The organism is Mitsuaria sp. 7 (assembly GCF_001653795.1).
Lineage (GTDB): Bacteria > Pseudomonadota > Gammaproteobacteria > Burkholderiales > Burkholderiaceae_C > Roseateles.
On record NZ_CP011514.1, the window covers coordinates 55,684 to 75,249 of the forward strand.

Consider the following 19,566-nt stretch of genomic DNA (forward strand, 5'->3'; position numbering starts at 1 on the left):
GCGTGATGGACTGGTTCACCGATCTGTTCGGACAGGCGCAGCAGGCGCTGTTCGAGAGCGTCATCCAACCGATCGTCTTCAACCTGGGCTACGGCAACCTGCTCGAGGACGCGTTCGACGCGACCGGCTGGCTGCTGGTCGGCCTGATCCAGATCGTCGTGATGCTGGCGGTGATCGGCGCGCTGCAGCGCTGGCGTCCGGCCGAGGCCGTCACCGACCGCCACGCGATCCGCATCGACATCGTCTACACGCTGATCCAGCGGCTGGGCCTGTTCCGGCTGGTCATGTTCTTCTCGCTGGAGCCGCTGTTCGACGGCGCCGTCGGCGAGATGCGCATGCACGGCATCCCGACCTTCCAGCTCGACGCGCTGTGGCCCGGCGTCACCGACGTGGCCTGGGTCAGCTTCGTGCTCTACCTTGTCGCCTTCGACCTGCTGATGTACTGGCTGCATCGCGCGCAGCATTCGTGGCACTGGTGGTGGGCGCTGCATTCGCTGCATCACAGCCAGCGCCAGATGACGATGTGGAGCGACAGCCGCAACCACCTGCTCGACGACCTGATCATCGACAGCGCCGTGGCCATCACCGCGCGTCTGATCGGCGTCGGTCCCGGCCAGTTCGTCGCGCTGGTGGCGATCTCGCAGCTGCTGGAGAACCTGCAGCACGCGAACCTGCGCCTCACCTTCGGCCTGATCGGCGAGCGGCTGCTGGTGAGCCCGCGTTTCCACCGGCTGCACCATTCGATCGGCATCGGCCACGAGGGCTTCGGTCGCGGCACCCTGGGCGGCCACAACTTCGCGGTGATGTTCCCGATCTGGGACGTGCTGTTCCGTACCGCCAACTTCGAGGACCGCTGGGATCCGACCGGCGTGCGCGACCAGTTGCCGGAAGAGGGCGGCCGCGACTACGGACGCGGCTTCTGGGCGCAGCAGTGGCTGGGGCTCAAGCGCCTGGTCGGACGTGACAAGATCGCGGCCGCGCCCGGGAACGGCGCGGGCCCGCCCGGCGGCGCGCCCATGGACATCGCCGGCCGCGCGCCGGCCGGAGGGAACGACTGATGATCAAGCCGATGAGCCGCCTCGCGGACTCGTTCTGGCGCGCGGCCGCGTACTGCCTGCATCCGCGGGTGATCGGCCTGTCGCTGCTGCCGCTGGTCGTGTCGGCGGCGCTGGCTTTCGGGCTGGGCTACTTCTTCTGGGAAGCGGCGGTCGCCGGCGTGCGCGCCACGATGGAATCGTGGAGCCTCATCGACGGCATGCTGAAGTGGCTGGACAGCCTGGGCGCCGCGTCGTTCCGCAGCGTGCTCGCGCCCATCATCGTGCTGGCGATGGCCGTGCCGGCGCTGGTCGTGCTGAGCCTGCTGCTGGTGGCGCTGCTGATGACGCCCTCGATGGTGGACCTCGTCGCGCAGCGGCGCTTCGCCGGCCTGGAGCGCAAGCGCGGCGCGGGCTTCGTCGCGAGCCTGAGCTGGTCGCTCGGTCACACGGTGCTGTGCGTCGTGCTGCTGGTCGCGTCGCTGCCGTTCTGGCTCATCCCGCCGCTGGCGCTGATCCTGCCGCCGCTGATCTGGGGCTGGCTGGGCTACCGTGTCTTCACCTTCGACGTGCTCGCCGAACACGCGTCCGGCCCCGAGCGCCGCCGCCTGATCAACGAGCACCGGATGCCGCTGCTGGTGCTCGGTCTGGCGACCGGCTACCTCGGCGCGGCCCCCGCCGCGATCTGGGCCTTGGGCGCGCTGACCATCGCCTTCGCGCCGGTGCTCATCCTGGTCTCGGTCTGGCTGTACACGCTGGTCTTCGCGTTCAGCTCGCTGTGGTTCGCGCATTACGCGCTGGCCGCGCTGCAGGAGATGCGCCGTGCCGACACCCTCTCCGATCGCGTGCCCGATCCGGTGATGGACGCGTTGCCGGCGAACTACGAGGCGACACCGCCGCGTGTCCTGGACCCGGTCGATCGGGTCGAGCCTGTCGACGACAGGCAAGACCCGACCCCCGGTGCGACGCCCCGCATCGAGAACAAGCCGTCGCCGCTCTGATCCCGCTTCAGGCCAGCTCCAGGCCCGCTCCAGGCCCGCGCCGACCTCCGCTCCCACGCTTTCGCAGGAACCCCGCATGAACATCGGCCTCTTCATCATCGGCGACGAGATCCTGTCCGGGAAACGCCAGGACAAGCACCTGTCCAAGGTGATCGAACTCCTGAGCGCGCGCGGGCTGTCGCTCGCCTGGGCGAAGTACCTCGGCGACGACCGCGAGCACCTGATCCGCGAGTACCGCGCCGCCTTCGAGGGCGGCGACCTGTTCTTCAGCTGCGGCGGCATCGGCGCGACGCCGGACGACCACACGCGGCAGGCCGCGGCGGCGGCGCTGGGACGCCCGCTCGAGCTGCATCCTGAAGCCGCGGACCTGATCTGGCAGCGCGTCCAGCAGATGGCGGCAGAGCAGGGCACGACGCCCGAACGCGACCATCCCGACACACTGCGCCGCATGGAGATGGGCGTGTTCCCGCAAGGCGCATCGATCATCCCCAACCCGTACAACAAGATCCCCGGCTTCTCGGTCGGTCGCGCCTATTTCGTCCCCGGCTTCCCGGTGATGGCGCACCCGATGATCGAGTGGGTCCTGGACCACCTGCACGCCGACCTGCATCGCGAGGTCGGCACGCGTGAGCGCTCGCTGATCGTGCAAGGCGCGATGGAGGCCAGCCTCACGCCGCTGATGGAGCGCATCGAGTCCGACTTCCCCGGCATCAAGGTCTTCTCGCTGCCCAGCGTCGACCACCCGCAGTGGGGTCGGCACATCGAACTGGGCGTCAAGGGCGACGCCGCCGCCATGGACGACGCCTACGCCGCGCTGCGTGCCGGCGTGGTCCAGTTTGGTGCCTCCATCAGCACTGAATTGGTGCGATGATGCACCGATCCGGGCGCGTGCGAGGAGCGTGTCACGGGTGGTCCGGCGGCGGTCCTCTCTGATCGGCCGTCTCCGCCCCCGTCTGGCGCGTTGGGCATCAAGGGCTTGCGTGCCATGCACCGCTCTGGCGCCTGACTGTCACCGTGCCGCCATCTGTTGGCATGCAAACTGCTAAATCGTCCCCGCTGGGCCGATGCCCCACGACTCTTTCTTTCTTTCCAGCCCCCTCTAGGAGTGATTGATGGCCACCAAGACCGTCGCCGACGTGATGAACCTGGTCAAGGAGCATGAAGTCAAGTTCGTTGACTTCCGCTTCACCGACACGCGCGGCAAGGAGCAGCACGTGACCGTGCCCGTCTCCCATTTCGACGAAGACAAGTTCACCGAAGGCCACGCCTTCGACGGTTCCTCGATCGCCGGCTGGAAGGGCATCGAAGCGTCCGACATGCTGCTGATCCCGGACCCGAACACGGCCAACATCGACCCGTTCTACGAAGAACCGACGCTGATCCTGAGCTGCGACGTGATCGACCCGACCGACGGCAAGGCCTATGAGCGCGACCCGCGCTCGCTGGCCCGTCGCGCCGAGGCCTACCTGAAGTCCTCCGGCCTGGGCGACACCGCCTACTTCGGTCCGGAACCCGAGTTCTTCATCTTCGACAGCGTGCGCTGGAACGTCGACATGTCCGGCTCGTTCGTCAAGATCGAATCGGAAGAGGCGGCCTGGAACACCGGCAAGGACTACGAGCACGGCAACAGCGGCTACCGTCCGACCGTCAAGGGCGGCTACTTCCCCGTGCCCCCTGTCGACAGCGGCCAGGACATGCGCTCGGAGATGTGCCTGATCCTGGAACAGATGGGCATTCCGGTCGAAGTCCACCACCACGAGGTGGCGAACGCCGGCCAGATGGAAATCGGCACCAAGTTCAGCTCGCTGGTCCAGCGCGCCGACTGGCTGCAGCTGCAGAAGTACATCATCCAGAACGTCGCGCACGCCTACGGCAAGACCGCCACGTTCATGCCTAAGCCCATCGTCGGCGACAACGGCTCGGGCATGCACGTGCACCAGTCGGTCTGGAAGGACGGCAAGAACCTGTTCGCCGGTGACGGCTACGCCGGCCTGAGCGACTTCGCGCTGTACTACATCGGCGGCATCATCAAGCACGCCCGCGCGCTGAACGCCATCACCAACCCGGGGACCAACTCGTACAAGCGTCTGGTGCCCGGCTTCGAAGCCCCGGTGAAGCTGGCCTACTCGGCCAAGAACCGCTCGGCCTCGATCCGCATCCCGTACGTGGCCAACCCCAAGGGCCGCCGCATCGAGGCGCGTTTCCCCGATCCCTCGGCCAACCCGTACCTGGCCTTCGCCGCGCTGCTGATGGCCGGTCTGGACGGCGTGGAGAACAAGATCCATCCGGGCGAAGCCGCCACCAAGGACCTGTACCACCTGCCGCCGGAAGAAGACGCGAAGATCCCGACCGTCTGCCACTCGCTGGACCAGGCGCTGGAGTATCTGGACAAGGACCGCGCGTTCCTGACCAAGGGCGGCGTGTTCACCGACAGCTTCATCGATGCCTACATCGAGCTGAAGATGCAGGAAGTCCAGCGCTTCCGCATGACCACCCACCCGGTCGAGTTCGACATGTACTACTCGCTGTGATCGTCCGCGCGGAGAGCGCCATGACCGATTCGGCACGGCCCGCTCCGCACGTTCACGACCACGCACAGGGACGGCTCCGGCCGTCCCTTTTCTTTTTCAGTCCTGAGACGCCCGTGTCGGACCATCCACACTCGAACACCTGGCAACAGCGCGTGAGCGCACGTGCTCGCCCGACGGTGACCGATTGCGTCACAATGCCTGACGACTCTGGTCAGTGGGAAGCAGGGAATGCAGATGACGCTGCACAAGCGGGTGGGACCTTCGTGGAACGCGGTGATGCTGGCCGCCCTGACGGGCTTGGTGGCCGGGCAGGCCTCGGCGCAGGGCATCGTGTACCGCTGCCCCGGTCCGCCGGTGCTGTACACCGACGCGATGTCCGCCAAGGAAGCCGCCGACAAGGGCTGCCGCAGCATCGAGGGCACGCCGATCTCCGTGATCGCGCCGATCAAGCCGCGCGCCCCGGCCGCCACGACGCCCAGTCCGGGAGCCCAGAGTGGTGACCTCAAGGTCGATGGCAAGGACCAGCGCGTCCGCGACGACGACCGTCGCCGCATCCTCGAGCAGGAACTGCGCGACGCCGAAGGCAAGCTCGCCAAGGCCCAGCAGGAATACAACAACGGCCAGCCGGAGCGCCGCGGCGACGAGCGCAACTTCCAGAAGTACCTGGACCGCACGACCGAGCTCAAGGCCTCCGTGTCCCGCCAGGAAGCCGACGTCGCGGCCATCAAGCGCGAGCTCGCCAAGCTGCCGCCGCCCAACCTCTGATCGAGGGCTGGCGGGCCCGGCCGCCGCGGCGTTGCGCGTCCCTGGCGACGAGAGCAGCACCGCATGAAGACCTCCACCCCTGATCCCCACGACGCGCAGTACGCCTGCTTCGACCTGCTGGCGACGCTCGTCGCCGTGGTCCGTGCCGACGGCACCTGCGAGTTCGCCAACACCGCCGTCGAGACGCTGTTCAACCTGCCGCGCCGCGCGGTGCAGGGCAGCAACCTGCTCGAATGGTTCGTCGACACCGGCCGCATCGTCGAGGCGCTCGAAGAGGTGAGCCGCAACGCGTTCTCGAGTTCGCGTTTCGACGCGACCATCCGTCGCGGCCCGCGCACGCACGACGACCTGCTGCCGGTGCACGTGATCGTCAGCCAGACCGACGATCCGCAGCGGCTGGTGATCGAGCTCATCGAGAACGCGCAGCAGACGCGCCAGGACCGCGAGGAGCGCAACCTCGACCAGGTCCACGCGACCAAGGAACTGACGCGCAACCTCGCGCACGAGATCAAGAACCCGCTGGGCGGCATCCGCGGCGCGGCGCAGCTGCTGGCGCTGGAACTGGAGCCCACCGACCTGTGGCCGGAGCTCGAGGAATACACCGAGGTCATCATCCACGAGGCCGACCGGCTGCAGTCGCTGGTCGACCGGCTGCTGGCGCCGCACCGGCGCGCGCAGGTGGTGGGCGACGTCAACATCCACGAGGTCTGCGAGCGGGTGCGTTCGCTGGTGCTGGCGCAGTATCCGCGCGGGCTGACGATGATCCGCGACTACGACATCTCGCTGCCCGACTTCCGCGGCGACCGCGAGCAGCTGATCCAGGCGGTGCTCAACATCGTCCAGAACGCCGCGCAGGCGCTGCACGAGCGCATCGGGGCGGGTGACGCCCTCATCGCGCTGCGCACGCGCGTGGCCCGGCAGGTGACCATCGGCAAGCAGCGGTGGCGCTTGGCATTGGAATTGCATATCGAAGACAACGGCCCGGGCGTGCCCGAAGAGATCAAGGACCGCATCTTCTTTCCGCTGGTTTCAGGGAGGGATGGCGGTTCGGGTCTCGGGCTGACGCTGGCGCAGACGATCGCCCAACAGCACCAGGGGATGATCGATTGCGACAGCCAGCCGGGTCGGACCGATTTCCGAATCACCCTGCCTTTGCCTTGAGCCGCGGCCACAAGCCGACAACGAGGGAAAGGGGAGCCATAGATGAAGTCGATCTGGATTGTTGACGACGACCATTCCATCCGTTTTGTTCTCGAGAAGGCGTTGACGCGCGAGGGGCTGCCGGTGCGCAGCTTCAGCCAGACCCGCGAGGTGCTGGCCGCGCTGGAGGAGGACACGCCGCAGGTGCTGGTGTCGGACATCCGCATGCCGGGCGGCTCGGGCCTGGAGCTGCTGAGCACGATCAAGAAGCAGCTGCCGGGGCTGCCGGTGATCATCATGACGGCCTACTCGGACCTGGACAGCGCGGTGAGCGCGTTCCAGGGCGGGGCCTTCGAATACCTGCCCAAGCCTTTCGACCTGCCGCGCGCGGTGGAGCTGATCCGGCGCGCTCAGGAAGAGAGCCAGCGCGAGGCCGTCGGTGCGCACGAGACGGTGCAGATGCCCGAGATGCTGGGCCAGGCGCCGGCGATGCAGGACGTGTTCCGCGCGATCGGCCGGCTGAGCCAGAGCCACGTGACGGTGCTGATCACCGGCGAGTCGGGCTCGGGCAAGGAACTGGTGGCGCGGGCGCTGCACAAGCACAGCCCGCGCGCGGAGGGACCGTTCGTCGCGATCAACACGGCGGCGATCCCGAAGGACCTGCTGGAGTCGGAGCTGTTCGGCCACGAGCGCGGCGCGTTCACCGGTGCTCAGGCGACGCGGCGCGGCCGCTTCGAGCAGGCCGAGGGCGGCACGCTGTTCCTGGACGAGATCGGCGACATGCCGCTGGACCTGCAGACGCGCCTGCTGCGCGTGCTGTCGGACGGCCAGTTCTATCGCGTCGGCGGGCACAGCCCGCAGAAGGCGAACGTGCGCGTGGTCGCGGCGACGCATCAGAACCTCGAGACGCTGGTCAAGGAAGGCCGCTTCCGCGAGGACCTGTTCCACCGCCTGAACGTGATCCGGCTGAGACTGCCGCCGCTGCGCGAGCGCCGCGAGGACGTGCCGCTGCTGGCGCGCTACTTCCTGCAGCGCAGCGCGGGCGAGCTCGGCGGGGAGCCGAAACGCCTGTCGGAAGCGGCGCTGCAGCGGCTGGTGAACTTCGACTTCCCCGGCAACGTGCGGCAGCTGGAGAACATCTGCCACTGGCTGAGCGTGATGGCGCCCAGCCTGGTGGTCGAAGCCAAGGACCTGCCGCAGGAGCTGCTGACGCAGCCGGGCGCATCGGTGATCTCCGCGACGATGTCGTCGGACGTGATGCCGTTGGCGAGCGGGCTGACGAGTTCGGCGTCGACGAGCTCGATGCCGCTGCCGGCGGTGCCGATTCCGCCGTCCCCGGACGCGTGGGTGGCGGAGATGGCGCGCGAGGCCAGACGCCTGCTCGCGGCCGGCGAGCCCAACGTGTGGGACGTGCTGACGCGCCGCTTCGAGGCCAGCCTGATCCTGACCGCGCTGGACCTCACGCGAGGCCGCCGCATCGAGGCCGCGCAGAAGCTCGGCATCGGTCGCAACACGATCACGCGGAAGATCCAGGAGCTCAACCTCGACGCCTAAGTGTCATTGCGCTCAGGCGCAATGACGAAACACGAACGGCGGCCTCATGGCCGCCGTTTCGCTTGCGCTGCGTAGGCGTGACCGGCGCACACAGGCAACCGTCAAAGCGTCGCGATGCCCAGGCTGGAAATCAGTTCGAGCGTGCTCGATCGCAATCGCCCTGCAGCACCCAACGACGCGTCGTCGATGATCTCGAAAGGCGGTTGTGGCAAGCGTTGTTCGATCAACATCAAGCACCGGCCCGCATCGTTGCGACGCGACGTGTAGCCGATGGCTTGAGCGGTGACGCGCTGTTCCAGCGCCGCGCGCGCCCAGGCACGTGTGAGGTGGTGATCCGCAGGCAACGCTTCGATGAGTTGCCCGCGGCTCAGGCCCAACCTCGGCAGGTCGTGGCTGTGGAAGCTCACGTACTGGATCGAACCATGCATGCGCAGTTTGGCAACGCGGTAGTTCTTCAACAGCGTGAGATCGAAGAATGATGGGCGGTCCAGGTCGATGTCGTGCAGCACGGACTCCAGCAACGCGCAGTCGAGCGAGCTGGCAGCGTAGTAGGTGTGGGCCTCAGCGCCCGACAACTGGATCGGCGCAAAGCGGGATCGCCCCCAACCGAGGTTGAAGCTGAGGGGCCCCATGCCCGCGCTGCGGCCGGTCACCGCATAGATGCGGTACCAGTGATCGACGTCGTCGAGGTGCAGCGTCCTGACCGTGAAGCGTTCATCTGACCCAGGCGCCCGGAGGGCGCCTGAGCTCATCCCGCGTAGCTCTCGGTGCGTTGCCGGATCGCATCGATCAAGCGGGCTTCGTCGCCGAGGCAATCCTTCGGCGGCATTGAGCGCCGACGGTTGGCCGGGCCGCTGGCCAACCATCCATTGGGAAAGTGAAACCAGGCGACGAGGACCCAGGGGTCAGGCAATTCTCCAAAGGCCTCAAGAGCCTTCTTGATGATCGGCAGCGGTTGCATGGCGGAATCGAATTGATAGGCGGGGAAAAGATCCCGACCGTCAGACGCTCGCACCGAGAACACTCGGCCACGCCGCTTCCAGTCGGCCACGATCCGCGGATGGCCGCCGTGTCGCGATTGGATATCCGCAGCCGTCAACCATTCCGTGGTGGCCATCAGCGTATCGATCGTCCTGAAGCGTTCATATCGCTCACGTACGAGTTCCGTGGGCGGCGTAGCAGCTTCAATCAGGAAGGACGCCAACTTGTCTGAGTCAATCGCGAGCTTTTCACCCAAGACGTTGAGGGCCTTGCTCAACGCGTCGCCCACCGAGGCGAGTACGGCGGGTGTGACGGACGCCGGAACATCGAACAGCACCGGCTTGGCCCCTTTGGGCAGGGATCCGAGCTTGTCTTCCGCGATCAATGCAAGTTTCATGTTCAAACCTCATCTGCCACATCTGCTGCAACTCGTTCTCAGTATGTCAGACGTGGCAAGCGATCAAAACTTTACGTCCTGCGTCCTTCCGGCTACTCCACGCGCGCTGATCCCCAGGTCGCGATCAGCGGATCCGTGTCCGAGCCGACCTGACACGCGATGAGTTCGAGCACCTTCTAGCGATCCAGCCAGATCCCCAGGCCCTGGGCGTTGAGTTCCACATCCATGGCCAGCAGCGCCGCCACGCGCGTGGGCGGCATGCGCTCGCCGGAATGCGCGATCGCGCGGCGCTGGTACAGCGCGAGCAGCTCGCGCTTGAGCGCGACATGCCGATCCGGCGCGTCCTTCAGCCGCAGCGCGATCACTTCCATCTCGTCGATCTGCGCGACCAGCAGCGCGGCGAGTCGCTCGACATCCGCCGCGTCGCGACCCACGACGCTGTAATGCGTCAGGTACATGCGCGAAGGCCGCGTCGCCATCATCCGCGCGATGGAAGCGCGCAGCGCGTCCGGTTCGAATTGCACCGGAGTGCTCGTCGGCATGATCCAGGCGCCGCGCTCGGGATCGTCGAACTCGCGATACGACAGCCCGAAGGTGTCCCCGGTAAACCAGCCGCCGCTGGTCTCGTCCCATACGCAGTGGTGATGGCGCGCGTGCCCCGGCGTGTCGATCAGCCGCAGCGCGCGTCCGCCCACGGCGACGCGCTGCTCGTCGCTGCTCGCCTGCGTGCGCGACTCCGGAACGCCCACCAGTTCGCCGTAGGAGCGGCGCATCTCCGCCTCCCCGTAGACCGCGAGCGCACCAGCCCACAGCGCCGACGGATCGACCATGTGCCGCAGTCCGCGCGGATGCACCAGCAAGGTCGCCGAGGGCAGCTCCGCCATCAGCGGACCGACGCCGCCTGCATGGTCCAGGTGCACGTGCGTGGGGATCACCCAGTCCACCGCGTCGCGCGGAATGCCGAGCGCTTCCAGCGCGCCGAGCAGCCGCGGCAGCGCCAGCCGCGTGCCGGTGTCGATGAAGGCCGCGCGGCCGCCGTCGACGATCAGGAAGGCCGCATCGAAATGGTCGCGCTGGAAGGCCGTGTCGATGGCGAAGACGCCGGGAACGAGCGGTTCCAGATACGCCGGCAGCGATGCCGGGGCCGGGGGCAGGGCGGTGGTGGCGCTCACGGGCAGTCTCCGGGTCGGGTTCTTAGAATGGGGTTCAGATTACAAGGACCTCGCCATGGCCGTTAGAGAAATCCTGAAGATGGGCGATCCGCGCCTGCTGCGTCACGCCAAGCCGGTGGAGGACTTCGACACGCCGGCGCTGAAGCAGCTGCTCGAGGACATGTTCGACACGATGAAGGCCGCCAACGGCGCCGGTCTGGCCGCGCCGCAGATCGGCGTGGACCTGCAGGTCGTCGTGTTCGGCTTCCAGAGCAACGAGCGTTACCCCGAGGCGCCGCCGGTGCCGATGACGGTGCTGATCAATCCGACCATCGAGTCGCTGTCCGACGAGACGGAAGACGGTTGGGAAGGCTGCCTGTCGGTGCCAGGGCTGCGCGGCGTGGTGCCGCGGATGAGCCGCGTGCGCTATCGCGGCTTCGACGCCTTCGGCGCCCTGATCGACCGCGAGGCCGAAGGCTTCCACGCCCGCGTCGTGCAGCACGAGTGCGATCACCTGGTCGGCATGCTGTATCCGATGCGGATCAAGGACTTCAGCCGCTTCGGTTTTACCGAGATCCTGTTCCCGGGCCTGGATCCGAACACGGACGATTGACGATCGCCATACCTGGCGCACCGGGCGCGCCGGGGTGCCAGGGCTTGTTGACCAGGCGGCGCGCGATACGGCGTGCGCTTGACCTCCGCGCAACAGGGCGTCAAGTTGTAAGCAGGCGTGCACCGACACGTCGCCGATGCGTTAAGAAACGATCGCGGGGAACCGCGTCCGCATTCCTCCGGATTCCGGTGGAGGCTCAAGGCCATGACTGACTCGATGACCCGCTCGCTGAATCGTTCGCCAGATCGTTCGTCGCCCCGACGGCACGCCGCCGGGCGAGCCCGTGTGCAGGATCGCGGGTCGCTGTCCCGGTGGTGGGTCGCGACCTCCCTGGTGCTGGTCGCGCTGGTGGCCCTGCTGGCGCACGGTCCGGCGATGGCGGATGCGCCGTCGCGCGCGGGGCGGCTGGCCGACCTGGCCGGGTCCGTCTGGCTGTACGACGCCGATGAGCGCGAGTGGGTGCAGATGCACCGCAACCAGAGCGTGGGCGAGGGCGATCGCCTGCGCTCCGACGACGGCAGCGGCGCCACGATCACCATCGGTACGTCGACGCTGTGGATCGACCAGCGCAGCGAGATCGAATTCAACGCCCTCGCGGACAACCGCATCGCGGTCCAGATCGTGAAGGGCGCCGTGGGCCTGCGCGTGCGCGGCCAGGAGTCGGCCGACGAATGGACGGTGCGCACGCTGGAGGGCCGCTTCGGCTTCGAGCGCGAGGGCCTGTACCGCGTGACGCAACTCGACCGCGGCAGCGAGGCGCAGGCCTGGCAGGGCAAGCTGCGTTTCGACTCGCGCGCGACCGACGCGCAGCCGGTCTGGCTGGGCACCAACGAGCAGGCTGAGTTCTGGTGGGACAACGGCCCGCGCACCGAGCGCCAGCCGCTGCAGCAGGACGGCTTCGCGCGACTGATGCTGGAAGACAGCCGCGACGCGGTGCAGCCGCTGGTCGGCAGCGGCACGAGCGTGCCTTACGTGTCGCCGGAGATGACCGGGGCTGAAGATCTCGCCCGCTACGGCGCGTGGGAGCAGAGCTCGGACTACGGCGCCGTGTGGGTGCCGCAGGTCGTTGTCGCCGACTGGGCGCCGTACCGCTACGGCCGCTGGATGTGGAGCGCGCGCTGGGGCTACACCTGGGTGGACGACATGCCCTGGGGCTTCGCCCCGTTCCATTACGGGCGCTGGGCCTACTACCGTGAACGCTGGTGCTGGGTGCCGGGGCCGTATGTGCGCCGTCCCGCGTATGCGCCGGCGCTGGTGGGCGGCGTCGGGCCGGGCATCTCCATCGGCGTCGTCGTGGGCGGAGGCCGGCGTCCGCCGCCGCCGCGCTACGGCAGCTGGGTGCCGCTGGCGCCGCGCGAGGCGTGGACCCCGGGCTTCCGCTACAGCCAGGCCTACTGGCGCCGAGTGAATCCGGATGCCAATCCGGCCACCGTGGTGCGGCCGGGCCAGCGTCCGCCGACCTACCGGAACGAGCGCGACCATGGCGCGCTGTACACGCAGCGGCCTGTCTCGGCGCCGCTGCCGGTGACCGCGCTGCAGCCGCAGCGCTCGTGGCCGCCGCGTCCGATCGGGCAGGCCGATGGCCGCCCGGATGGCCGCCCGGACGGGCGTCCTGATGCAGGTCGTCCGTTCGTGGATCGCAATCACGATGGGCGCCCGGATGGCCCCGGCACCGGCCCGAACAACGGTCCGAACAACGGACCCAATGACGGTCGCAACGGTGGCCGGAACGATGGGCGCAATGACGGCCGGAACGATGGGCGGCCCTTCATTGACCGCAATGGCGATGGTCGTCCGGACAGTCCGAGTGACGCGCGCCCCGGCGAGAGCCGTCCGGTGCGTGGCGTGATCCGCCCCGAGCCCGACATCGCGACGGTGAGACCGCAGGTGCCGCAAACGCAGCAGACACCGACCGCGCCGCCGGCGCAGACGGTGGTGCCGCAGCGCGGTCCGGACGTGCAACGTCCGTCGGAGCGTCGTGAAGGCGATCGCAACGAGTGGCGCCATCGCGGCCCCGATCGCGTGGAGCAGCCGCGCGTCGAGCAACCCCGCGTTGAACAGCCGCGCTTCGAGCAGCCTCGTGCGGAACAACCTCGTTTCGAGCGCCCGCAGCAGCCGCGGTTCGAGCAGCCGCGCGTGGAGCAGCCCCGGGTGGAACAGCCGCGCGTCGAAGCCCCGCGTCCGATGCCGCAACCGCAGCAGCAGCCGCGTGTCGAGGCGCCTCGTCCGGCGCCGCGCGCTGAACCGCCCCGCGCTGCCGAGCCTCCTCGTGCGGTGGACCCGCCGCGTCGCAACGACGGCCCTGGCCGTCAGATGGAACGCTGAACGAAAGACGAGGGGCCCGAGCCCCTCGATCTATTTCTGGAGCGCGGCCAGCACGTTGCGCGCCGCGGCCAGCCCCATCTTCACGTAGGCATCGGCAGTCACGCCGCCGATGTGCGGACTGAGCAGGATGCGCGGTTCGTGGATGAACGGATGGTCCACCGGCATCGGCTCGATCGCGAAGCTGTCGAGGCCAGCGCCGGCCACCTGTCCGTTGCGCACGGCCTCGAGCAGTGCGGCCTCATCGATCAAACCGCCCCGTGCAGTGTTGACGACGATCACACCGCGCTTGCACGCCGCGAGCGTATCGGCGCCCAGCAGCCCCGCGTTGTCCGCCGTCAGCGGGCAGTGCAGCGAGATCACATCGGACTCGCGCCAGAGCTGATCCAACGCGACGCGCTCGATGAACGCGGGCAGGTCCTTCGCGAACGGATCGGAGCCGATCACGCGCATGCCCATCGCATCAGCCATCCGCGCGAAGCGTTGGCCGATCGCGCCGAGGCCGACGAGCCCCACCGTGCGGCCCTCCAGCTCGATGCTCTTGTGCGTCGCCTTGTCCCAATGCCCGTCGCGCATGCGCGCGTCGAGCGCGACGACCGATTTCGCGCAGGCCAGCAGCAGCGCCATCGCCTGCTCGGCGACCGCGGCCGCATTGGCGCCGACGGCGGCCACGACCTGGATGCCGCGCGCCGCCGCGGCGACCTTGTCGATGGTGTCGGTGCCGCTGCCGTGTTTGGAGATCACTTTCAACGCGGGCGCCGCCTCGATCGCCGCGGCCCCCACCTTGCTGTAGCGCACGATGATCGCCGTCGGATTGCGCGCGCGGCAGAGGTCGACGATGTCGTCCTCGCTGGGCGTCCTGCCGGCGTAGATCACCTCGAAGTCCGACAGCAGCGCGAGCGCCTGCGGCGCCAGGTCCGCGCCGGTGACCAGCAGCACGGGACGGGTCACAGCGTCTCTCCGTCCTTGATCACGCCGGCGGCGCGCAACGCGCCGTCGAGCCAGGCCGGACGCAGCGCCTTCCGGTCGCGGATGCCGGCGATGCGGGCCGTCTCCGCGGCGACCTTCTCTTCAGCAAGCGGCAGCAGCGACGCGGCCTTCGCGCGCTCGACCACGGTCACGCCGTCGGCGTCGCCGACGATCAGATCGCCCGGATGCACCGTCACACCGCCGATCGAGACCGGATGGTTCAAGCGGCCCGAGATCGACTTCGTCGGCCCGTTCGGATTCAAACCCGCGGCGAACATCGGGAAGCCCAGCGCGCGGATCGCCTCGCTGTCGCGCACGGCGCCGTCGATCACGACGGCCGCGATGCCCAGCGCCACGCACTGCTGCGACATGATCTCGCCCATCAGCGCGCTCGAGAGGTCGCCCTTGCCGTCGACGACGAGGACGTCGCCCGGCCTGGCCAGCGCCATCGCGGCGTGGATCATCAGGTTGTCGCCCGGCCGCACCTCGACGGTGATGGCGGTGCCCGCGAAGCGCATGGCCGGGGACAGCCCCTGGATGCGCCCGTGCAGCGCGCCGCGACGGCCGGCGACGTCGGCCAGGATGGAGGACGGATACGCGGCGGCGCGCGCCACCACGTCCTCGGGCGTGCGTTCGATGTCCCGGATCACGTCGGGCAGGGGAGCGGCCTTCTCGTCGGCCTTCTCGTCGGTCTTCATGCCGGCCTTCGCGTGCGGCAATGCAGCGGCTGAACTCATGGCGTACTCCTTCAATCGATCTTGATGCCGGCGTCCTTCACGACCTTGCCCCAGCGGGCGAGGTCCTGGCGGATGAGCTGGCTGAACTGGTCGGGGGTGCTGACGGTGACGGCAACGCCTTCATCGCCGAGCTTCTTCACGAGCGCGGGCTGCTGCAGCGCTTTCGTGAACTCGCTGTTCAGGCGCGCGACGATCTCCGGCGGCGTGCCGGCGGGCGCGAGGAAGCCGAACCAGGTCGCCGACTCCGCGCCCTTGAAGCCGGACTCGGCCAGCGTCGGCACGTTGGGCAGCTCCGGCAGCCGCTTGTCCGAGGTCACCGCGAGCGGACGCAGCTTGCCCTGGCGGATGTGGCCGAGCAGCGAGGGCGTGGTCGACAGGTAGAGGTCGACGTTGCTGCTGACCACGTCGGTGAGCGCCTGCCCCACGCCCTTGTACGGCACGTGCTGCAGCTTCACGCCGGCAGACTTCTGGAACAGCTCGGAGGCCAGATGCGCGACGGTGCCGTTGCCGGCCGAGGCGTAGTTCAGCACGCCCGGCCGGGCCTTCGCGGCGGCCACGGCGTCGGCGATGGTCTTCAGCTTCGAATCGGCGGAGGTCACCAGCACCAGCGGCGCCCGCGCCACCAACCCGATGGGCGCGAGGTCCTTGGTCGGGTCATACGGCATGCGCGCGTACAGCCACGGATTGATCGACAGATTGCTGCTCTGGCCGAGCACCAGCGTGTAGCCGTCCTTGGACGACTTGGCGGCGGCGTCCACGCCGAGGTTGCCGCCGGCGCCGGGCTTGTTCTCGATGACGAAGACCCACTTGGCGGAAGTCGCCACCGCCTGCGTGATCTCGCGGGCGATCACGTCGGTGCCGCCGCCGGGCGGGAAGGGCACGTAGACGCGGATGGGCTTGTTCGGATAGGGCGCGGCGACGGCCAGCGTCGCGCTGAAGGCCAGCGGAATGGCAAGCGCCATGGCCAGCGGCGTGGCGAGCGCCACGCGGCGCGAGAGCATCGATCGAATCATGGATTTGTCTCCGTGTCGCCCCGGTCCGTGGGCCGGGGTCTGGGCGTTCTTGAAGCTGTCGAGGCCAAGTATTGGCGGTCGCTTCGCGCCGGTCCAATCGATTATTCTTTCGTTTTCATCAGCCGGGCTTTTGCCATGGATCTCCGCGACCTGCGCTATTTCGAGACCATCGCCGAGCTGGAGCACGTCGGTCAGGCGGCCGAGCGCCTGCATCGCACGCAGCCCGCGCTGACCGGTGCCATCAGGCGTCTTGAGAAGGCGGCGGGCGCGCCGCTCTTCGAGCGCGCGGGGCGGGGCATCCGGCTGACGCCGGCCGGCAAGGTGATGCTGCGCTGGGCGCGACAGCTGCGCTTCGACGCGCAGGATGCGCAGCGCGAGATGAGCGACATCGGACGCGGCCTGTCGGGCGAAGTGCGTGTCGGCGTCGTGCCGACGGCGGCGCAGTTCCTGATGCCCAAGGCGGTGAGCCGGCTGCTCAAGGAAGCGCCGGAGGTCACGCTGAAGACGACGGTCGCGCTGGTGGACGCGCTGATGCCGATGCTGCGAGCGGGAGAACTGGATCTGATCGTCGGCACCGAGCGGCGCGCGGAAGCGGGCTTCGTCTCACAGCGGCTGGTCGAGGATGCCGTCGTCGTCGCGGCCAGCGCGAAGCACCCGGTCTTCGCCGGGAAGACCAGCCTGAAGGCGCTTGGCGAATATCGCTGGGTGCTGCAGCCGGCCGGCGCGCCGACGCGCGACTGGCTCGACCACAGCTTCGATCGTCACGGGCTGCCGCGACCGGTCGTGCAGGTGGAAAGCAGCTCGCTGCAGATGCTGCCCGCGCTGATCGCCGAGACGGGGCTGCTGAGCTTCATCTCACGACGGCACCTCGAAGGCCCCGGCCGCCTGCGATCGCTGCGGGAGGTCGTGCTGAAGGACACCACGATGCGCCGCCACCTCGTGGTGACGCATCGCGCGCAGGCCTACCTCCCGCCGGCGGCGACGCGTCTGATCGCGCTGCTCAGCTGAGCAGCGCTGCGTCGCCAAGCCGGCGCCCGGTCAATCGACCATCAATCGATCAATCGATCCTGTACGACACGCCGGTGATGAACAGCGTATCGTTCTTCTTCAGCCCGTCGCCGGGGTTGCTGTCGTAGCGGTGCTGGACGGTGGCCGTGAGGCTGAACCGCTTGGTCATCGCGACTGAGATGCCGCCGTCGAAGGTGGCGCGGAATTCGCCGCTGTTGCGCAGGTCTGGCAGATAGGCCAGGCGCTGTTTGAGCGTCGTGTTGTCGGAAATCTTGTGGTTCGATTCTTCGGCGAAAAGCAGCTCGGTGTGGGAATACCGATCGCGGGCGACGCCGTCGATGACGGACGGCTCGACGTAGCGCTCGCGGGTGTAGCCCACACCGGTGGACACGTCCCAGGTCACGTTGTCCTGCTTGATCAGGTGATAACCGAGACCGGTGCCGACGGAGAGTCGCGAGGACAGGTTCGCGGGCTCGTCCTTGAGCGCATCGAACTGCCCGAAGCCGAAGATGCGGTCGTTGATGTCGCGCTGGTAGTGCGTGCCGAAGGCATAGCGCTGCTCGGCCTCATCGTCGTCGTTCTTCAGGTACAGCGCGCGGCCGTTGAAGGAGAGCTTGTCGGTCTTCGTGGCCTTCACGGCTTCGCCGCTCAGGTTGACCGTCGTCGAGTCGCTGTTGCCCGACGAGAGGCTGGCCCCGGCGGTGAACAGCGCGCGCCATTGGCCGTCGTCCTTGACGGTGACCTGGGCGAAGGAGAGCAGGGGCGTTGCAACAAGGCAGGCGGCGGCGAGGAGGCGCGTCGGCGGCATGTCGATTCCTTTGGGAAGAGTGAACATGCGCCTGCTTCGGCAACCTCCGATCCCGTGCGTCTGCAATGCGCACGGTCTGGCTCCCGTCCGACGTCATCCGTCGGCTTCCGCTGACATCCCGCCGGCATGACGGGGTGAGCGCGAACCACTGATGATGTGTCGGTGTGTGACTCGGCCGCGTCTGCCGGCCAATCCGGAAGATCAGGCCACGGCGGGCACGACCGTGCCGACGCACGGTCCGAAGCCGATCGCGCGACGTCCCGGCGCCTCGCAACGACCGACCAGCGCGACGCTGTCGCCGTCCTGCAGGAAGTGGCGTTGCTCTCCGTTGGGCAGCGTGATCGCCTGCTTGCCGCCGTTGGTCAACTCCAGCAGCGAGCCGCCTTGGCCGCTGTCCGGTCCGGACATCGTGCCCGACCCGAACAGATCACCCGGCTGCAGGTTGCAGCCGTTGCTCGCGTGGTGCGTGAGCATCTGGGCGACGGTCCAGTAGGCATCGGCGAAGTCCGAGGCCATGAGCTTCGCCGGCGCCTCGCCGGCATCGCGCATCGCGCGGGTCTGCAGATGGACTTCCAGACGGATGGAGATCGCGCCGCGATCGCGGTTGGCCGCGCCGTCGAGATACGGCAGCGGCTGCGGATCGCCCTCGGGCCGCGCGAACGCGCGGCGGAACGGCGCCAGCGCCTCCATCGTGATCACCCACGGGGACAGCGTCGTCGCGAAGCTCTTCGACAGGAAGGGCCCCAGCGGCTGGTACTCCCAGGCCTGGATGTCGCGCGCCGACCAGTCGTTCAACAGCACGAGCCCGAACAGATGCTGCTCGGCGTCGCCGATCGCGATCGGATGGCCCTGCGCGTTGCCGGTGCCGACGAGGGCGCCGACCTCCAGCTCGTAGTCGAGCCGCTTGATCGGGCCGAAGCTCGGCAGCTCCGCATCGGGCGCACGCGTCTGGCCGACGGGGCGACGGAAGGTCTGCCCGCTCACGCCTATCGACGACACGCGGCCGTGATAGCCGATGGGCACCCACTTGTAGTTCGGCAGCAGCGGGTTGTCGGGGCGGAACAGCTTGCCCACCGTCGTCGCGTGATGGATGCCGGCGTAGAAATCGGTGTAGTCGCCGATGCGGCAGGGCAGCGTCATCTCGACGTCGGTCATCGCCTTGAGCGCCGGCGCGAGCTGCTCGGACGACGTGGATCCCGCGTCCGCGTTCAAGGCGGCGATGAGCTCATGGCGCAGCTGCCGGCGCAGGTCCGGGCCCATCGCCATCAGCGGGTTCAGGCCGAGGCCTTCGCAGGTGCGCAGCACCGCGCCGAGGCCGTCGGACAGCGCGCCCAGATCGGCGGCGGCGATCAGGTCCAGCACCTGGTCGCCGATTGCTGTGCCGGGCCGGAACGAGCCGGTCGAGCCGGCCATGCGGAACATGCCCAGCGGCAGGTTCTGGATGGGGAAGTCGGTGTCCGGCGCATTCGCGGCGGCGATCCAGCTGCGCAGCGCGGGGTCGTGGGTGTGGTCGAGGTCGAGGTCAGTCATGGGGTCAGGCCT

18 protein-coding genes are annotated in these 19,566 nt (G+C 68.4%); 10 read left to right on the top strand and 8 right to left on the bottom strand.

The features are described from left to right. Nucleotides 1-5 precede the first annotated feature (5 nt). The 7 genes from ABE85_RS00205 (at nucleotide 6) to ntrC (ending at nucleotide 8,025) form a co-directional block, all read left to right on the top strand. Nucleotides 6-1,058 (top strand): sterol desaturase family protein, encoded by a 1,053-nt coding sequence (locus ABE85_RS00205; RefSeq protein WP_157521802.1) that lies wholly within the window; start codon nucleotides 6-8, stop codon nucleotides 1,056-1,058. After that, the gene (locus ABE85_RS00210; protein ID WP_067269025.1) at nucleotides 1,058-2,035 is read left to right on the top strand and encodes an EI24 domain-containing protein; all 978 of its coding nucleotides are present in this window, start codon (nucleotides 1,058-1,060) and stop codon (nucleotides 2,033-2,035) included. The genes ABE85_RS00205 and ABE85_RS00210 overlap by 1 nt, the downstream gene beginning before the upstream one ends. A gap of 76 nt (nucleotides 2,036-2,111) precedes the next feature. Further along, nucleotides 2,112-2,906 carry a molybdopterin-binding protein gene (locus ABE85_RS00215; protein ID WP_067269027.1) on the top strand — a complete coding sequence of 265 codons (795 nt, stop codon included), beginning with the start codon at nucleotides 2,112-2,114 and terminating at the stop codon, nucleotides 2,904-2,906. 241 nt (nucleotides 2,907-3,147) lie between these two features. After that, on the top strand, nucleotides 3,148-4,566 hold the full coding sequence (glnA, locus tag ABE85_RS00220) for a type I glutamate--ammonia ligase (protein WP_067269029.1): 1,419 nt from the start codon (nucleotides 3,148-3,150) through the stop codon (nucleotides 4,564-4,566). Between the two features lie 228 nt (nucleotides 4,567-4,794). Then, a complete protein-coding gene (locus tag ABE85_RS00225; protein WP_231993189.1) occupies nucleotides 4,795-5,331 on the top strand; it encodes a hypothetical protein in 537 nt (178 codons plus the stop codon). Between the two features lie 63 nt (nucleotides 5,332-5,394). Further along, nucleotides 5,395-6,492, top strand: a complete 1,098-nt coding sequence (glnL, locus tag ABE85_RS00230) for a nitrogen regulation protein NR(II) (RefSeq protein WP_067269031.1) — start codon at nucleotides 5,395-5,397, stop codon at nucleotides 6,490-6,492. Nucleotides 6,493-6,534: 42 nt separating this feature from the next. Beyond that, nucleotides 6,535-8,025 (top strand): nitrogen regulation protein NR(I), encoded by a 1,491-nt coding sequence (ntrC, locus tag ABE85_RS00235; protein ID WP_067269032.1) that lies wholly within the window; start codon nucleotides 6,535-6,537, stop codon nucleotides 8,023-8,025. Nucleotides 8,026-8,126: 101 nt separating this feature from the next. Here ntrC and ABE85_RS00240 read toward each other — a convergent pair whose 3' ends face one another. The 3 genes from ABE85_RS00240 to ABE85_RS00250 form a co-directional block, all read right to left on the bottom strand. Further along, nucleotides 8,127-8,777, bottom strand: coding sequence for an RES family NAD+ phosphorylase (locus tag ABE85_RS00240; protein WP_067269034.1), 651 nt, complete (start codon nucleotides 8,775-8,777; stop codon nucleotides 8,127-8,129). Then, nucleotides 8,774-9,403 (bottom strand): hypothetical protein, encoded by a 630-nt coding sequence (locus ABE85_RS27230; protein ID WP_067269036.1) that lies wholly within the window; start codon nucleotides 9,401-9,403, stop codon nucleotides 8,774-8,776. Before ABE85_RS27230 ends, ABE85_RS00240 begins: the two co-directional genes overlap by 4 nt. Nucleotides 9,404-9,579: 176 nt before the next feature. Continuing rightward, nucleotides 9,580-10,575: an MBL fold metallo-hydrolase gene (locus ABE85_RS00250; RefSeq protein ID WP_231993190.1), complete on the bottom strand. Its 996-nt coding sequence runs from the start codon at nucleotides 10,573-10,575 to the stop codon at nucleotides 9,580-9,582. Nucleotides 10,576-10,630: 55 nt separating this feature from the next. Between ABE85_RS00250 and def the strand changes: the two genes are divergently transcribed. Both def and ABE85_RS00260 read left to right on the top strand, forming a co-directional pair. Continuing rightward, nucleotides 10,631-11,167, top strand: a complete 537-nt coding sequence (gene def, locus ABE85_RS00255; RefSeq protein ID WP_067269038.1) for a peptide deformylase — start codon at nucleotides 10,631-10,633, stop codon at nucleotides 11,165-11,167. Nucleotides 11,168-11,371: 204 nt separating this feature from the next. Continuing rightward, nucleotides 11,372-13,492 (top strand): DUF6600 domain-containing protein, encoded by a 2,121-nt coding sequence (locus ABE85_RS00260; RefSeq protein ID WP_157521804.1) that lies wholly within the window; start codon nucleotides 11,372-11,374, stop codon nucleotides 13,490-13,492. 30 nt (nucleotides 13,493-13,522) lie between these two features. Here the strand turns inward: ABE85_RS00260 and ABE85_RS00265 are convergent, their stop codons facing one another. Genes ABE85_RS00265 through ABE85_RS00275 form a run of 3 tightly spaced genes read right to left on the bottom strand, consistent with a single transcriptional unit; the run spans nucleotide 13,523 to nucleotide 16,208 of the window. Continuing rightward, complete coding sequence (locus ABE85_RS00265) at nucleotides 13,523-14,440, bottom strand: NAD(P)-dependent oxidoreductase (RefSeq protein WP_067269041.1); 918 nt, start codon at nucleotides 14,438-14,440, stop codon at nucleotides 13,523-13,525. After that, entirely contained in the window at nucleotides 14,437-15,156 is a 720-nt protein-coding gene (locus ABE85_RS00270; RefSeq protein ID WP_067281523.1) for an RraA family protein, read from the bottom strand. The genes ABE85_RS00265 and ABE85_RS00270 overlap by 4 nt, the downstream gene beginning before the upstream one ends. Before the next feature lie 50 nt (nucleotides 15,157-15,206). After that, nucleotides 15,207-16,208: a tripartite tricarboxylate transporter substrate binding protein gene (locus ABE85_RS00275; protein ID WP_067269042.1), complete on the bottom strand. Its 1,002-nt coding sequence runs from the start codon at nucleotides 16,206-16,208 to the stop codon at nucleotides 15,207-15,209. Between the two features lie 135 nt (nucleotides 16,209-16,343). Here ABE85_RS00275 and ABE85_RS00280 point away from each other — a divergent pair, with 135 nt between their 5' ends. Further along, nucleotides 16,344-17,216, top strand: coding sequence for a LysR family transcriptional regulator (locus tag ABE85_RS00280; protein WP_067269043.1), 873 nt, complete (start codon nucleotides 16,344-16,346; stop codon nucleotides 17,214-17,216). A gap of 49 nt (nucleotides 17,217-17,265) precedes the next feature. On the opposite strand, the gene ABE85_RS00285 is transcribed toward ABE85_RS00280, so the two are convergent. Beyond that, nucleotides 17,266-18,024 carry a YdiY family protein gene (locus tag ABE85_RS00285; RefSeq protein WP_067269044.1) on the bottom strand — a complete coding sequence of 253 codons (759 nt, stop codon included), beginning with the start codon at nucleotides 18,022-18,024 and terminating at the stop codon, nucleotides 17,266-17,268. A 201-nt stretch (nucleotides 18,025-18,225) separates the two neighbouring features. Beyond that, the gene (gene fahA, locus ABE85_RS00290; RefSeq protein WP_067269045.1) at nucleotides 18,226-19,554 is read right to left on the bottom strand and encodes a fumarylacetoacetase; all 1,329 of its coding nucleotides are present in this window, start codon (nucleotides 19,552-19,554) and stop codon (nucleotides 18,226-18,228) included. Nucleotides 19,555-19,566: the final 12 nt, after the last annotated feature.

What these genes read in the sequence shown, in the direction of transcription:
- ABE85_RS00205 (WP_157521802.1), top strand. Translation starts at nt 6, where the DNA reads ATGGACTGGTTCACCGATCTGTTCGGACAGGCGCAGCAGGCGCTGTTC.
- ABE85_RS00210 (WP_067269025.1), top strand. Translation starts at nt 1,058, where the DNA reads ATGATCAAGCCGATGAGCCGCCTCGCGGACTCGTTCTGGCGCGCGGCC.
- ABE85_RS00215 (WP_067269027.1), top strand. Translation starts at nt 2,112, where the DNA reads ATGAACATCGGCCTCTTCATCATCGGCGACGAGATCCTGTCCGGGAAA.
- glnA (WP_067269029.1), top strand. Translation starts at nt 3,148, where the DNA reads ATGGCCACCAAGACCGTCGCCGACGTGATGAACCTGGTCAAGGAGCAT.
- ABE85_RS00225 (WP_231993189.1), top strand. Translation starts at nt 4,795, where the DNA reads ATGCAGATGACGCTGCACAAGCGGGTGGGACCTTCGTGGAACGCGGTG.
- glnL (WP_067269031.1), top strand. Translation starts at nt 5,395, where the DNA reads ATGAAGACCTCCACCCCTGATCCCCACGACGCGCAGTACGCCTGCTTC.
- ntrC (WP_067269032.1), top strand. Translation starts at nt 6,535, where the DNA reads ATGAAGTCGATCTGGATTGTTGACGACGACCATTCCATCCGTTTTGTT.
- ABE85_RS00240 (WP_067269034.1), bottom strand. Translation starts at nt 8,777, where the DNA reads ATGAGCTCAGGCGCCCTCCGGGCGCCTGGGTCAGATGAACGCTTCACG.
- ABE85_RS27230 (WP_067269036.1), bottom strand. Translation starts at nt 9,403, where the DNA reads ATGAAACTTGCATTGATCGCGGAAGACAAGCTCGGATCCCTGCCCAAA.
- def (WP_067269038.1), top strand. Translation starts at nt 10,631, where the DNA reads ATGGCCGTTAGAGAAATCCTGAAGATGGGCGATCCGCGCCTGCTGCGT.
- ABE85_RS00260 (WP_157521804.1), top strand. Translation starts at nt 11,372, where the DNA reads ATGACTGACTCGATGACCCGCTCGCTGAATCGTTCGCCAGATCGTTCG.
- ABE85_RS00270 (WP_067281523.1), bottom strand. Translation starts at nt 15,156, where the DNA reads ATGAAGACCGACGAGAAGGCCGACGAGAAGGCCGCTCCCCTGCCCGAC.
- ABE85_RS00275 (WP_067269042.1), bottom strand. Translation starts at nt 16,208, where the DNA reads ATGATTCGATCGATGCTCTCGCGCCGCGTGGCGCTCGCCACGCCGCTG.
- ABE85_RS00280 (WP_067269043.1), top strand. Translation starts at nt 16,344, where the DNA reads ATGGATCTCCGCGACCTGCGCTATTTCGAGACCATCGCCGAGCTGGAG.
- ABE85_RS00285 (WP_067269044.1), bottom strand. Translation starts at nt 18,024, where the DNA reads ATGCCGCCGACGCGCCTCCTCGCCGCCGCCTGCCTTGTTGCAACGCCC.
- fahA (WP_067269045.1), bottom strand. Translation starts at nt 19,554, where the DNA reads ATGACTGACCTCGACCTCGACCACACCCACGACCCCGCGCTGCGCAGC.